This window comes from Dyella humicola, from assembly GCF_026283945.1.
Taxonomy (GTDB): Bacteria; Pseudomonadota; Gammaproteobacteria; order Xanthomonadales; family Rhodanobacteraceae; genus Dyella; species Dyella humicola.
Window position 1 is genome coordinate 730,806 of record NZ_JAPDPC010000001.1, and the last position, 12,666, is coordinate 743,471.

Below are 12,666 nucleotides of genomic sequence, written 5' to 3' on the forward strand. Positions count from 1 at the left end.
TCGCATAGGGAGCATAAGCATGGGCACGTTGATCGAAACCCGCGACCTTTCCAAGGTGTACGAACGCGGCAAGCAGAAAGTCGAAGTGCTGCACCACATCACCCTGGACATTGCCGAGGGCGATTTCCTCGCCTTGATGGGGCCGTCGGGCTCCGGCAAGACCACCTTGCTCAATCTCATCGGTGGCCTGGATACGCCGACGGGCGGCAGCATCACCGTAGCCGGACAACGGCTCGACCAGCTCAGTGGCGGATCTCTCGCCAAGTGGCGTGCGTCGCATGTCGGCTTCGTGTTCCAGTTTTACAACCTCATGCCGATGCTCTCGGCCCAGCGCAATGTCGAACTACCGTTACTGTTGACGAAGCTCTCCAGTGCGCAGCGCCGCAAGAATGCGTCCATCGCGCTGCAGCTGGTCGGGCTGGATGACCGCGCGACGCACAAGCCCAGCGAGTTGTCCGGTGGTCAGCAGCAGCGTGTGGCGATTGCGCGCGCGATTGTTTCCGACCCCACCTTGCTCGTTTGCGACGAGCCAACCGGTGATCTTGATCGCCAGTCCGCAGAAGAAGTACTGGGCCTGCTGCGTCTGCTCAATCGCGAACACGGCAAGACCATCCTGATGGTCACCCACGACCCCAAGGCCGCGGAGTACGCCAATCACACCCTGCATCTGGACAAGGGCACGCTGGTCGAACAGGCCGTGGCGTGAGGAGACGGCGATGAAATATCTTCATCTCATCTGGGCTGCGCTGTTTCGGCGCAAAGCCCGTACGATACTTACGCTGGTTTCGATCATCGCCGCGTTCCTGTTGTTCGGCATGCTCGATGCGGTGCGTACCTCGTTCAACCAGGCGGGCCAGAGTGCGAACGGTGCGCAGCGCCTGCAGACGGGCTCCAAGTTGTCGTTTATCCAGACCTTGCCGCAGTCGTTGGAAGCGCAGATTTCACAGGTGCCGGGCGTGAAGATGGTGACCTATGCCAACTGGTTCGGCGGTGCCTATCAGGACCCGCATAACCAGGTCTTCAGCTTCGCCGTCGAGCCCAACTACATCGACCTGTATCCGGAAATCGAAGTGAGCGCCGCCGAGCGCAAGGCCTTCGACGAGACGCGAACCGGGGTGCTGGTGGGCGAAAAACTGGCCAAGCGCTTCAACTGGAAAGTTGGCGACAAGATCCCGTTGCAGTCGACCATTTTCCCCAATCGCGAAGGCAGCAAGAACTGGACGTTCGACATCGTCGGCATCATGCACTCCAAGGACAAGAAGGCAGGCGGCTTCTACGATCAGCTGTTCCTGCTGCATTGGAAGTATTTCGATGAGACCACGCCTTTCAATCGTGGCACCGTCGGCTGGTACGTAACGCGCGTTGCCGACGTAAACCAGGCGGATCGCGTGGCCAAGGCGATCGACGCCATCTCGGCGAATTCCGATCACGAGACGCGTACGCAGACCGAGCAGGCGGCTACCGCAAACTGGATGAAACAGCTGGCCGATATTGGCCTGATCGTCGGGTCCATCATGGGCGCCGTGTTCTTCACCCTGTTGCTGCTGTCGGGCAACACCATGATGCAGGCGGTACGCGAGCGAACGAGTGAGCTCGCCGTGCTCAAGACTATTGGATTTTCCAGTCACAGCGTGTTGGCGATGGTGCTGGCCGAATCGGTGCTGTTGCTGCTGCTGGGTGGCAGCATCGGACTTGGGCTGGCGACGTTGATTATTCCGGTGCTCAGTGCGGGTAGCGGCGGCATGCTGAATCTTGGTGCCGTTAGCGCGAGCAGCTGGGTGCTCGGTATCGTCTTGATGATACTGATCGGTCTGCTCGTGGGTGCGTTGCCGGCGCTGCGCGCCATGCGCCTCAATATTGTCGATGCACTGGCTGGACGCTAAGGAGAACGACATGGGTGCATTGACGAATTTGCTGCTGTTGCTCCTGGTGGTCGCCGTGATGGTTATTTGGGTGATGCTGCCCTGGTACGGCGTGGTAGCCCTTGCGCTGCTGTTCGCTGGGTGGATGCTGTTTACCCGACGCGGGCAGCAGGCGGCCTCCGTGGCCGGCGTAGGCATCAGTACGCTGGGTCAGCGCATGGGTTCATCCGCCGTGATCGTGATCGGCATTGCCGGTGTCGTCGGCGTACTGGTCGCCTTGCTCGCGATGGGCGAGGGCTATGCCGAGACGCTGCGCAAGACCGGTAGCGACGATACCGCCATCGTGATGCGCGGCTCGTCCGCCGCCGAAGTGATGTCCGTACTCGATCACGACAGCGTGACGTTGATTCCACAGGCGCCCGGTATCGCAAGAGACGCCAAAGGGCAGCCGATCGCTTCGCCCGAACTGGTCGTCGCGGCGAACCTTCCGCTCAAGGGTGGCACCGCGGATGACGAAGGCAGCGTGCAGCTGCGCGGCGTGGGTGAGCAGGCGTGGGCGGTGCGTCCGAATGTGAAGATCGTGGAAGGATGCAACTTCCAGCCGGGCATGCGTGAGCTGGTCGTAGGCAAGGGCGCGGCGAAGGAGTTCGCGGGTCTGGAACCTGGCCATACGATCCACTTGGGCAGCCAGCAATGGACCGTGGTGGGCGTGTTCTCTTCCGGCGATGCGATGGACTCGGAAGTATGGGGCGATGCCAGCGTGGTGGCGGATACCTATAGGCGCGGCAGCAGCCGCGCGTCGGTGACGGTGCGGTTGACTGATCCCAAGGCTTACGACGCGTTCAAGGCCGAGCTCGATGGCAATCCGCAATTGAAAGTGGACGTGAACACCACGCTCGACTACTTCAGCAAACAATCGGAAGGCATGACCAAGGTCATCCGCATTGTCGGCATCACGGTAGGCCTGATCATGGCGATCGGCGCGATGTTCGGTGCGCTCAACACCATGTTTGCTGCCGTGGCGGCACGTGCCAGGGAGATTGCGACACTGCGTGCCATCGGTTTCCCCGGGCTGCCGGTGGTGGTCGCCGTCATGCTGGAAACCATGCTGCTTGCGCTGCTTGGCGGTCTGCTCGGCGGTTTGCTCGCATGGCTGATCTTCAATGGCTACAGCGCGTCGACCTTGGCGGCGGGCACCGTGGGCAAGCTCAGCTTCGAACTGAAGGTCTCGCCGGCCTTGCTCTGGACCGGCCTGAAGTGGGCGCTGGCCATCGGCTTTATCGGTGGCGTGTTTCCAGCGGTTCGGGCGGCGCGCTTGCCGGTGACCACGGCACTGCGGGAACTGTGATGGACAGGGCGCGCGGGTGTTTGCCTGCGCGCCTTTTCTGCGACGACCACGCCGCGCGACACGGGCTGCAAACCTTGGTTCGTCGCGTTCACGGGTATCCCCGATCAAGGTTCGGCCGATGTTCGACTTGGGACTACCGTTGCGGCAAGCCGAAGGTAGTCAAGCGGCCGGAAGAGGCGGTTCAGCGGGTGACGCGTCGTTGCCTGGCCAACGTGATCGCACCCACGCCAAACAGAATGATTGCCATGCCGACCAGGTCCGAGGGGCCGACATGTTCCCCTGCCAGCATCACGCCGAACAGCACCGCGACCGGTGGGTTTACGTAGGCATAGCTGGTGGCCAGCGCGGGTCGCGCGTGCTTGAGTACATAGAGATAGGCGCTGAATGCGATGATCGAGCCGAATACGGCGAGATAAACCACGGCGGCGGTAGCGCGCACGGTGGGATGCGCCGGCAGGTGTTCACCGCTGCCAAAACCTACCAGCAGCAGCGCCACGCTGGCGCATAGCATTTGCGCGGCGGTGTTCATGGGGCCGCTCGGCATGTCCTGACGACGGCTCCAGACCGAACCGAAAGCCCAGCTCATCGCGGCGACGAGCAAGGCGATAGCGCCGATGCGCGAGCCGGAGAGAGCGCTGCCGAGGTTCAGTACGATCACGCCGACGAAGCCGATCACCAGGCCGACCGTTTCACGGCGCGAGGGCCATTCGCCATACATGCCGGCGAACATCGCGGCAAACAGCGGCATGCTCGCCACCGCCACGGCGGCAATGCCCGAGCTCACGCGCTGCTCGGCGAAGCAAACCAGTCCGTTGCCGAAGCCAAGCAGCAGTACGCCCGTAAAGGCCGCATTGCGCCATTGATGCAGTGTCGGTGCTTGCATGCCGCGCAGGCGAAGGAAAGCAAACAGCGCGACGCCCGCACCGAGAAAACGGATGCCCGCCAACAGGAAGGGCGGGTAGCTCTCCAGCGCGTAACGGATGCCGAGGTAGGTCGAGCCCCAGATGATGTACAGCGCAAACAGCGCCAGCGGCACGAAAACGTGCGCGTCGGCAACAGGGGCAGGCGCCGCGGCGGCGGCGGATGTCGTGGCGGAGTCGGTCATGGGCAGGGAGCGTGAGGAGGCATCGCGGGGCTGGATGCTCGCCATAGTCTACAGGCCTCACAACATATTCCGGTCGAGGCGCGGGCAGAAGCGAGACCTATACAAGGCTGATTTGAGATCCGCTCAAGCCGCTGCCGATGACGCGGCGGTTGAACGCCGCGCGTGAGGGTTCTCGTCCCGTTGTTCGCTCGCCAACAGTTCGCGCTTTCGCTCCACCCCCCAGCGCCAGCCGCCCAGCGAGCCATCCTCGCGCACGATGCGGTGACACGGCACGATCAAGGCGAGGCGATTGCTGCCACAGGCGCGGCCGATGGCGCGCGCCGCCTTGGGCATGCCCAGCTCGGCGGCAAGTTCACCGTAGCTCTTGGTGGTGCCGCTGGGTATGCGCGTCAATGCCTCCCACACGCGCCATTGAAAGGCTGTAGCGGCGACATCGAGCGGCGGTAGTGCGGGCGCTTCGGCATCGTTCCAGCCCAGGTCGCTGGCAATGCGCCCAATGACCGCGTCCAGCCATTCCTCGCGGCCGGCGTCGACGCGCTGGCGCGTGGCTTGCGGGAATTCCGCGGCGAGACGCGCATTCAGTTCGGCGTCGTCGTCACCGAGCGTGACGGAGCAGATGCCCCGCGCCGTGGTGGCTACCAGCAAGCGGCCCAGCGGCGTATCTGTGGTGGTGTAGCGGATATCCGCGCCCGCGCCACCGGCGCGATAGCTGGCCGGGGTCATGCCGAGCAGGCGGTCGCTATGCTCATAGACGCGACTGCCCGAACCGAAACCGGCGTCATAGACCGCGTCCGTCACTGCAGCCCCCGTGCGCAGCGCTGCCTTGAGCTGGTCGAAGCGACGCGCACGGTGATATTCGGCGGGACTCATGCCGTAGCGTCGCCGAAAGGCGCGCTGCAAATGCGTGGGACTGAGCCTGGCCGCGTCGGCCAGCGCCTGCAGGGTGGGCGCTTCATCGGCCCGCTCCACCAATGAGCGGACATGTTCCAGGGCGGTATCGGTGGCGCTGCGTGCAGTCATGGCGACATCCGTGAAACGACTGGCCTCAGGCTAGTCGCGGCCGGGGCCGATGACCATCCGGATCTTGCGCAGGACAGCGATGGGCTGAAACCCCCGGGCAATCGCATGGCGCGCGCCCGTTCCATCAAACATCGCCGTTGAAGCAGGATCGATGGTGCTCAGCGCACCGCGTGGCGAGTATGGTTCAGCACCACGAATTCGCCCTCGATGATCTCGGGCTGGTGCGGGCGACCCGCCACGGATGCCGTCGAGCGGCTACGGGACCAGTGGCGCAAAGCGAACACCAGGCTGCCGCCAATCAGCAGCACACCCGCAACGACCAAGCCGAACAGCATCAGCACGCCGACGAGGGCCAACCCAACGATAAGCGACAGGGCGCGAACGAGCGGGTGACGGGAGCGACGTGGCATGGGCATCGAAAAGCGCATGTGTTAAAAATCCGTGTGGTAAAATCAAGGACTTACAGGCGTAACGATGGGGCCTTAGGGCCGAAGAGGCAAGTGCCGATGGATGCAGCTACCCCCGACCAGGCGCTTTGCCGACTGGACGATATTCCCAATGGCGGCGCGATTGCCGTCGACGCCGTACTGCGTGACGGCGAGGAAAACGTGATCGTGCTGCGTCGCGATGACGCGGTGCGTGCTTATCTCAATATCTGCCCGCATGCCGGCCGACGTTTGGACTGGGCGCCCGGCAAATTCCTCATCAAGGACAATCTACTGATCTGCGCCGCCCACGGCGCCTCGTTCAACGAAAGCGACGGCCTTTGCGTGGGTGGCCCATGTCGCGGTGAGCATCTTCGCGCCGTAGCGTTGCGGATCGACGACGGTGAGGTTTATCTCGAAGGTTGAAGCGTGGTCGCTGCGATCAGTGGTACATCAAGTTGATCGCCACCAAGGTGATCACGAGCACCATCGCAGTGAGCGGCAGCCCGACACGCAGGAAATCCTTCGCGCGATAACCACCGGGGCCGGCCACCATCATCAGGGCTGGGTGGCCGGAACTGAGCAGGAAGGTATTGGACGAAGACACCGCAACGATCAAGGCGTACGCCGACGGGTTGCCGCCGGTGGCGACCGCCACGCTGATGGCAATGGGCACCATCATCACGGTGGCGCCGACGTTGGACATCACCTGGGAGAACAGCAGGGTGAGCACGGCCAAGGACGCCTGCAGGATCCAGTGCGAGGTATGGCCCAGGTGCTGCAGCACGACCTGTGCCAGCCACGCAGCCGCGCCGGTGGCGTCCATCGACCAGCCCAGCGGAATCAGGCAGGCGGTGACGAAGATCGTCTTCCAGTTGATCGCCTTGTACGCCTCATCCATGTTCAACACGCCGGTGAGCAGCATGCCGACGGCACCGGTCATCATGGCCACGGAAAGATCGAGGTGGGTGAACAAGGCCAGGCATTTGGCCAGCACGAAGAAGCCTACCGCCTGCCAGACCTTGCCCGGGCGCTGTTCTTCCTTCGGGATGTCGGTGACTACGACGAGGTCTTTGTCCTCGGTCGCCAGGCCGAGATCGCGCCAGCTTGAGTGCAGCACTAACGTGTCGCCTGCGCGCAGGCTTACCGAGCGCACGTCGTCGCGATAGACCTGGTCGCCGCGATTCACGGCCAGCACCGAGATGCCGTAGCGTTTGCGCAGGCGCAGGTCGCCGACGGATTGCTTGAGGAAGCGCGAACTGGGCGGAATCACCGCTTCGGAAATGCCCGCGCGGGTGGGGTTGAACAGCTCACCCAGTTGGCGCATGCGCGGCGACAGCTTGCACAGCTGATTATTGGCGAACTGATTGAGCTGTTCGCGTGGCCCCAGCACCCCGAGCACGGAGCCGACCCAGATGACGTGATCTGCTGGCGGCGCCATGCGCGCATCATTGCCGCTCTTGATGGCGAGGATCAGCGGCGCGCCGTAGAGCTGCTCGACTTCGCCGATACTCATGCCTACCAGCGGGCTTTCCGCGGTCACGGTCAATTCGGCGGTTTCGCCGACAATACCGTAGGTGTCGGCAAAGTAGCTTTCGGTACGGCCGGGCGTGACCTTGAGGCGCTCGTCCTCGCGTTCGGGCAAAAGCTTCTTGCCGAAGAAATAGAAGAAGCCGACGCCCGTCAGCGCCAGCACCAGACCCACGGGCGTGACGCTGAACAGGCCGAACTTGGGAATCGTGTGTGCGCCCGCCGGCAGGTTGGCGTTGGCACTGGCCACCAGATCGTTGAGCACGATCAAGGGCGAGTTCGCGATCAGCGTGGTGTTGGTGGCGGCGAGGATGCAAAACGCCATGGGCAGCAACAGCCGTGAAAGCGGCACACCGGTGCGCGCGGAGAGGCGACTGGTCACCGGGATCATCAGCGCGGCCAGTGCCTGGCTGGGAATGACTGCGCTGAACAGGCTGGTGACGAGGTTGATGACCAGGCCCAGGCGCGATTCCACGCCGCGCGCCATGCGCATCACGAAGCTGGCGGTGAGCGTGAGCACGCCGGCGCGGTCCAGGCCTGCGCCCATGATCATGATCGCGATGATCGCTATGACGGCGTTACCGGCAAAGCCATTGAAGACGCGGTCAGAAGGAATCAGGCCGGTGAGGCCGATCACCACCACGACCAGCAGGGCCACCATGTCGGCGCGGATCCATTCCAGCACCAGCATCAGCATGGTGAAGCCCACCAGCCCGAGTACCAGAATCATTTCGGGGGTGAGCGAAAGACCCACTAGCGGGCGTCCCCTTGCCGGGCGGCCTTGCGATGGATGGTGCTGGGCAGTGGAAGCTTCACGCTGCGACGACTCGTCCCTGTTTGAGGGGCGAGTATAAGCGGGTCGTGATGAGTGCTGGTGAACTGCGTCCGCACTAACAAGCACTGCTCTTATTCCCTCTCCCCGCTGAGGAGAGGGTTAGGGTGAGGGGCGGGTGCTTGCGATAAGGTTGCGAATGACGAGCCTATCTGCTGGAGATTGAAGACCGAGGCCAGCGTGACCCCTCACCCCAGACCTCTCCCCACTGGGGAGAGGGAGCATCTAGCCAGCTCAGACCTTGCGGTAAAGCAGATCCCACACGCCATGCCCAAGCTTCAGGCCCCGGCGCTCGAAATGGGTCTCGATGCGCCAGGCCGGTTTATCGCCATAAAGGCCTGCACCGATGTCATTGCGCCAGTCCGGCGCGGCTTCCATCACTTCCAGCATGTGCTCGGCATACGGCTGCCAGTCGGTTGCCAGGTGCAGCAGGCCATGGGGCGCCATGCGCGATGCGAGCAGGGCGACGAACTCGGGTTGGATGATGCGGCGCTTGTTGTGGCGCTTCTTGTGCCAGGGGTCGGGAAACCAGATGCGCGCCTCGGCCAGCGTGCCGGCTGGAATCTCGTGCTCAAGCACTTCCACGGCGTCGTGCTTGTAGAGGCGTACGTTGCTGGCGTCACGGGCGGCCAGCGCGTTCATCAGCCTGCCCACGCCGGGGCCATGCACTTCCACGCCGATGAAATCGCGCGCCAGGTCGTGCTCGCTGGCCCAGGCCAGGGCCTCGCCGTTGCCAAAGCCGATCTCCAGCACCAGCGGCGCAGTACGGCGAAAACGAGTGGCATAGTCCTGCGGCGCGCCGGTGTAGTCCACGCCGTAGCGAGCCCAATGGTCATCGAAGGCGCGCTGCTGGGCCGGTGTCATGCGGCCTTCGCGCAGCACGAAGCTGCGGATGCGGCGCAGGTACTCGGGTTTGCTGGCGTCGTCGTGGTCGTGGGTCATGGACATTCCGAAAGCGTCGGGGCTCCCTTCCCTGCGAGCAGGGAAGGGGAGGGGAGGGGACTTTTGCCTTGAGGCTTGAAGAGCCCCACCCCCTCCAAGCTTCCCCCCTGCGAGCAGGGGAAGGGGTAAGGCATCAGCCGATGGTGCCGTCGATCGGCGAGGAGGCCGAGGCGAAGCGCTTGCGCGGGATGCGCCCGGCCTTGAAGGCGGCGCGGCCGGCCTGAATCGCCAGCTTCATGGCATGCGCCATCAGCAGCGGGTCCCTGGCGCCGGCAATGGCGGTATTCATCAACACGCCGTCGCAACCCAGCTCCATCGCGATCGCTGCGTCGGAGGCGGTGCCCACGCCGGCATCGACGATGATTGGCACCTTGGCGTTCTCGATGATTTCCAGCAGGTTGTAGCGGTTCTGGATGCCCAAGCCCGAGCCGATTGGCGCGGCTAGTGGCATTACCGCCACGCAGCCGATCTCCTCGAGGCGCTTGGCCAGGATCGGATCGTCGCTGGTGTAAACCATCACGTCGAAACCGTCAGCTACCAGGGTCTCGGCTGCCTTGAGCGTTTCCACCACGTCGGGGAACAGCGTGCGCTGGTCGCCAAGCACTTCCAGTTTCACCAGCTTGTGGCCATCCAGCAGTTCGCGGGCAAGCTTGCAGGTGCGCACGGCGTCCACCGCGTTGTAGCAGCCAGCGGTATTGGGCAGCAGGGTGAATTCCGCGGGCGGCAGTGCGTCCAGCAGATTGGGCTGGCTGGCATCCTGGCCGATGTTCACGCGACGGATCGCCAAGGTGACGATCTCGGCGCCGGCGGCCTGCGTGGCGCGGCGGGTTTCGTCGAAATCCTTGTACTTGCCGGTGCCGGTGAGCAGGCGCGAGCCATAGCTTTTGCCGGCAATGACGAGAGGATCGGCGGAATCGAACGTCTTGATGTTCATCGTGATGTCTTGGTCTGCGGGCAACGCCACGACGGCGCCGCCAGGGGGCTGGCGCCGGATCAACCGCCGCCGATGGCGTGAACGATTTCGACTTGGTCGCCTTCGACCAGCGCGTGGCTGATATGCAGGCTGCGCGGAACAATCTCGTGATTCACTTCCACAGCGACCCGGCGGGCACCGTAACCGGCCTCCTGCAGCAACTGGGCGACCGTCGTGGTGGGAGCGCAGTCGCGTGGACTGCCGTTGAGCGTGATTTGCATCCGCCTATTGTAGCGGCTACCGGCATGCCACAAAAAAGGCCCGGCGATTGCCGGGCCTTGGTAAGACGCGCGAGACAGGCGTCAATTGTGTTGATCGTCCTTGCGGCGGTCGTCGTGGTGGGGCTGGCTGTGCGGCTGCTCATGCGGCTGGCCAGCGTTTTGGGCCGGTCGTGGCTGCGGCTGTGGCTGTGGGGCCGGGTTGCCTCGCGGCGGCTCGTAAACACGCTGCGGTGCTTCATTGCCGCGCTGCTGGGGCTGGAACGTCCGCTGTTGAGGTTCGGCGCTCTGTGGCTGCGGAACGTTGCGCGGTTGCTGGAACTCCGGTCGCTGGGCCGCGTTTTCCCGCTGGTAGCGTGGCTCGTTCTCCTGGCTCACAGGAGCGCGCTCGACGCGTGGCACGTTCGGCAGCGTAGCCGGTGATGGCTGGGTGCGTGCACGATCGGACTCGGCGCTGGGGATGTAGCTCACGCCCGGGCGCGGTTGATTGCCTGGCGTGGCGCGTTCGATCGTGGGCATTTCCTCCCGCGAGTGCGCGAACCGCACGGACGGCATTTCACCGGGGCGCATGGCGGCACGCTCGTTGTCCTGCACGACCGCCTGGCGCGCGCTGGGCGCGTGCCCGCCATAGGAGCCTGGCGGCACGGACGGGCCCGCCGTCGGCATCTCGGCGGAACGGTTTGGTGCCACCGCAGCCGCCGGACGGCTGCCCTGGGGCTGCCCATTCAGAAGTCGAACATTGGTCGGACCCTGGAAAGCGTGCCGCTCTCCCGCCGGAACGGTGTTCGGAGCGCGCCCTGCAAAGGTCGCGGCCGGGGCGTTGCGAGCCACTACTTCACGCTCGAAGCCTCCTGCCGGCAAAGCTCGGCCTGCCGCTGCACGTGGCGGAGCAAAGCTCGCCTGCCCTGGCCGCACGCCAGCGCCGCGCGGCATGACCGGGGCCCCGGCGAAGTGTTGCGGGTCCATGGCCATCATGTGGTGCTGTGCATTGCGGGCGGCCGCGAAGTCCTGGCCGGACATGGCGGTAAAGGCATGCGGCGCTTCGCGGTTGACGAAGCGCTCATTCGGCATCGGTCGGCCATCGCGGAAATAGTTGTAGTGATTGTTGATGTTTCCCATCACCACGCTGCGGCCGTTGCGCTCGTAGATGTTGGTGACATTGACGTTGGTGTAATAGCCGCGGCTGGCGTGATACCAGGGGTTGTAGACCTCATGCGGGCCCAGCGGGAACCAGCCCACGGGGGCGCCGCCAACGCCGATCGATGCGCCGCCGACAAAGGCGACCAGCGCCGGCGCATAGACCGGCCGCTCCCTCACGGGGCCAGGGACCCAGCCCCAGTTGCCGCGCACATAGGCCCAGCGGCCGTAGTGGTACGGTGCGAAGCCCCACGGCGAATCGTCCACCCAGGTCCAGCCCCAGGGCGCGATATAGGCCCAATGGCCATCGCGATACGGTGCCCAGCCCACCGCCACGTTGGACGGGTACCAGACCTGTCCGTAGTCGGGGTCGGCCTGCCAGTTGCCGTATTGGTTCAGGTCCTGGGCGCCGACGACTTCGTCCGAGACGTAGCGGTCCGACTGCGATTGTTGCTGTGAGTAACGCTGGTCGCGGCTGTTGCTCCAGGCGTCGAAGTCGTCACCGCCGTCGGTATCGCTGATCACCACGTTGTTGAGCGAGGAGTCGGCGAACTCGTAGCTGCGCCCCCCGACGACATTGCGCTGCGCATTGCCTTCCCCGTACACCACGGCCCGGCCATCGAAGTCGATGATGCGCGTCGATTTGCCGTCGTCGCCGATGTCGACGCGGAAGCTGCCAGGCTGATCCACCACGAGCGCGACGGTAGGTGTATCGATCTCGTAACTCTGGCCCTCGGCCAGGCCGTGCACGGAGAGATTCAACGTGCCCTGGGTGAGTTCCACCTGGGTCCGCTGATCATTGAGCGTGAGAAAGCCGAAGTCCGAATCGTCCGCGATGCGCAGCGTGCCGCCACCCAGTTCCAACTCGGCGCGGGCGTCTTTCCCGGTGGAAAGGCGGTCGCCGGTCGTCAGTGGGCGGTTGAGGCTGGCGTCGCCCCAGTCCTTGGTACCAGCCGGCAACAAGCCGACATCGCCGGTTCGATAGGACAGGCGCGCCACGCGCGAAGGCGGGTCGGCCGCACTGTCGTCGTCCGGTGCTTGTGCCTGGGCCAGTGCGAGGCCGCCGACGCAGATCAGCAAAGCCGCCGCCAGCCATCGCCAGCCCCTCGGCGACGTCAGGGAAGCAGGAAACACGCGCATCGAGTTCTCCGAAGGGTAGGGCGCGACCAGGTCGCGAGCAGATTTCACCGTCCCTAAAACGCGCAAGAACCAGCGGACGCTGACGGACACATTATGCTGACGGTTGATTACCTATCGGCAAGGACTTGCCGGGG

Annotated in this window: 12 protein-coding genes; 4 read left to right on the forward strand and 8 right to left on the reverse strand. The window is 64.3% G+C overall.

Features of this window, described 5'->3' with window-relative positions; all coding sequences use genetic code 11:
* Positions 1 to 19: 19 nt before the first annotated feature.
* The 3 genes from OUZ30_RS03120 to OUZ30_RS03130 are packed head-to-tail and all read left to right on the forward strand — an operon-like array spanning position 20 to position 3,210.
* Complete coding sequence (locus tag OUZ30_RS03120; RefSeq protein ID WP_266180715.1) at positions 20 to 706, forward strand: ABC transporter ATP-binding protein; 687 nt, start codon at positions 20 to 22, stop codon at positions 704 to 706.
* A gap of 10 nt (positions 707 to 716) precedes the next feature.
* Positions 717 to 1,883 (forward strand): ABC transporter permease, encoded by a 1,167-nt coding sequence (locus OUZ30_RS03125; RefSeq protein ID WP_266180716.1) that lies wholly within the window; start codon positions 717 to 719, stop codon positions 1,881 to 1,883.
* Between the two features lie 10 nt (positions 1,884 to 1,893).
* Complete coding sequence (locus OUZ30_RS03130; RefSeq protein ID WP_266180717.1) at positions 1,894 to 3,210, forward strand: ABC transporter permease; 1,317 nt, start codon at positions 1,894 to 1,896, stop codon at positions 3,208 to 3,210.
* A 181-nt stretch (positions 3,211 to 3,391) separates the two neighbouring features.
* Here the strand turns inward: OUZ30_RS03130 and yedA are convergent, their stop codons facing one another.
* The 3 genes from yedA to OUZ30_RS03145 all read right to left on the reverse strand — a co-directional run bounded on the left by yedA (position 3,392) and on the right by OUZ30_RS03145 (position 5,763).
* Positions 3,392 to 4,315 carry a drug/metabolite exporter YedA gene (gene yedA, locus OUZ30_RS03135; RefSeq protein ID WP_266180718.1) on the reverse strand — a complete coding sequence of 308 codons (924 nt, stop codon included), beginning with the start codon at positions 4,313 to 4,315 and terminating at the stop codon, positions 3,392 to 3,394.
* A gap of 123 nt (positions 4,316 to 4,438) precedes the next feature.
* A complete protein-coding gene (locus OUZ30_RS03140; protein ID WP_266180719.1) occupies positions 4,439 to 5,335 on the reverse strand; it encodes a methylated-DNA--[protein]-cysteine S-methyltransferase in 897 nt (298 codons plus the stop codon).
* 158 nt (positions 5,336 to 5,493) lie between these two features.
* Positions 5,494 to 5,763: a hypothetical protein gene (locus OUZ30_RS03145; RefSeq protein ID WP_266180720.1), complete on the reverse strand. Its 270-nt coding sequence runs from the start codon at positions 5,761 to 5,763 to the stop codon at positions 5,494 to 5,496.
* 78 nt (positions 5,764 to 5,841) lie between these two features.
* Between OUZ30_RS03145 and OUZ30_RS03150 the strand changes: the two genes are divergently transcribed.
* The gene (locus tag OUZ30_RS03150; protein WP_266180721.1) at positions 5,842 to 6,186 is read left to right on the forward strand and encodes a Rieske (2Fe-2S) protein; all 345 of its coding nucleotides are present in this window, start codon (positions 5,842 to 5,844) and stop codon (positions 6,184 to 6,186) included.
* A gap of 16 nt (positions 6,187 to 6,202) precedes the next feature.
* Here the strand turns inward: OUZ30_RS03150 and OUZ30_RS03155 are convergent, their stop codons facing one another.
* From OUZ30_RS03155 to OUZ30_RS03175, 5 genes are all read right to left on the reverse strand, one after another.
* On the reverse strand, positions 6,203 to 8,020 hold the full coding sequence (locus tag OUZ30_RS03155; RefSeq protein ID WP_266183084.1) for an SLC13 family permease: 1,818 nt from the start codon (positions 8,018 to 8,020) through the stop codon (positions 6,203 to 6,205).
* Between the two features lie 336 nt (positions 8,021 to 8,356).
* Complete coding sequence (gene trmB / locus OUZ30_RS03160) at positions 8,357 to 9,064, reverse strand: tRNA (guanosine(46)-N7)-methyltransferase TrmB (RefSeq protein ID WP_425601472.1); 708 nt, start codon at positions 9,062 to 9,064, stop codon at positions 8,357 to 8,359.
* Positions 9,065 to 9,197: 133 nt separating this feature from the next.
* Positions 9,198 to 9,998, reverse strand: coding sequence for a thiazole synthase (locus OUZ30_RS03165; RefSeq protein WP_266180723.1), 801 nt, complete (start codon positions 9,996 to 9,998; stop codon positions 9,198 to 9,200).
* A 59-nt stretch (positions 9,999 to 10,057) separates the two neighbouring features.
* Positions 10,058 to 10,258, reverse strand: a complete 201-nt coding sequence (thiS, locus tag OUZ30_RS03170; protein ID WP_266180724.1) for a sulfur carrier protein ThiS — start codon at positions 10,256 to 10,258, stop codon at positions 10,058 to 10,060.
* A gap of 81 nt (positions 10,259 to 10,339) precedes the next feature.
* Positions 10,340 to 12,532 carry a DUF6600 domain-containing protein gene (locus OUZ30_RS03175; protein WP_266180725.1) on the reverse strand — a complete coding sequence of 731 codons (2,193 nt, stop codon included), beginning with the start codon at positions 12,530 to 12,532 and terminating at the stop codon, positions 10,340 to 10,342.
* Positions 12,533 to 12,666: the final 134 nt, after the last annotated feature.

Excerpts from the sequence above, each read along its gene's own strand:
- OUZ30_RS03120 (WP_266180715.1), top strand. The coding sequence starts at position 20 with ATGGGCACGTTGATCGAAACCCGCGACCTTTCCAAGGTGTACGAACGC.
- trmB (WP_425601472.1), bottom strand. The coding sequence starts at position 9,064 with ATGACCCACGACCACGACGACGCCAGCAAACCCGAGTACCTGCGCCGC.
- OUZ30_RS03140 (WP_266180719.1), bottom strand. The coding sequence starts at position 5,335 with ATGACTGCACGCAGCGCCACCGATACCGCCCTGGAACATGTCCGCTCA.
- OUZ30_RS03130 (WP_266180717.1), top strand. The coding sequence starts at position 1,894 with ATGGGTGCATTGACGAATTTGCTGCTGTTGCTCCTGGTGGTCGCCGTG.
- OUZ30_RS03155 (WP_266183084.1), bottom strand. The coding sequence starts at position 8,020 with ATGATTCTGGTACTCGGGCTGGTGGGCTTCACCATGCTGATGCTGGTG.
- OUZ30_RS03175 (WP_266180725.1), bottom strand. The coding sequence starts at position 12,532 with ATGCGCGTGTTTCCTGCTTCCCTGACGTCGCCGAGGGGCTGGCGATGG.
- OUZ30_RS03125 (WP_266180716.1), top strand. The coding sequence starts at position 717 with ATGAAATATCTTCATCTCATCTGGGCTGCGCTGTTTCGGCGCAAAGCC.
- OUZ30_RS03150 (WP_266180721.1), top strand. The coding sequence starts at position 5,842 with ATGGATGCAGCTACCCCCGACCAGGCGCTTTGCCGACTGGACGATATT.
- thiS (WP_266180724.1), bottom strand. The coding sequence starts at position 10,258 with ATGCAAATCACGCTCAACGGCAGTCCACGCGACTGCGCTCCCACCACG.
- yedA (WP_266180718.1), bottom strand. The coding sequence starts at position 4,315 with ATGACCGACTCCGCCACGACATCCGCCGCCGCCGCGGCGCCTGCCCCT.
- OUZ30_RS03165 (WP_266180723.1), bottom strand. The coding sequence starts at position 9,998 with ATGAACATCAAGACGTTCGATTCCGCCGATCCTCTCGTCATTGCCGGC.
- OUZ30_RS03145 (WP_266180720.1), bottom strand. The coding sequence starts at position 5,763 with ATGCGCTTTTCGATGCCCATGCCACGTCGCTCCCGTCACCCGCTCGTT.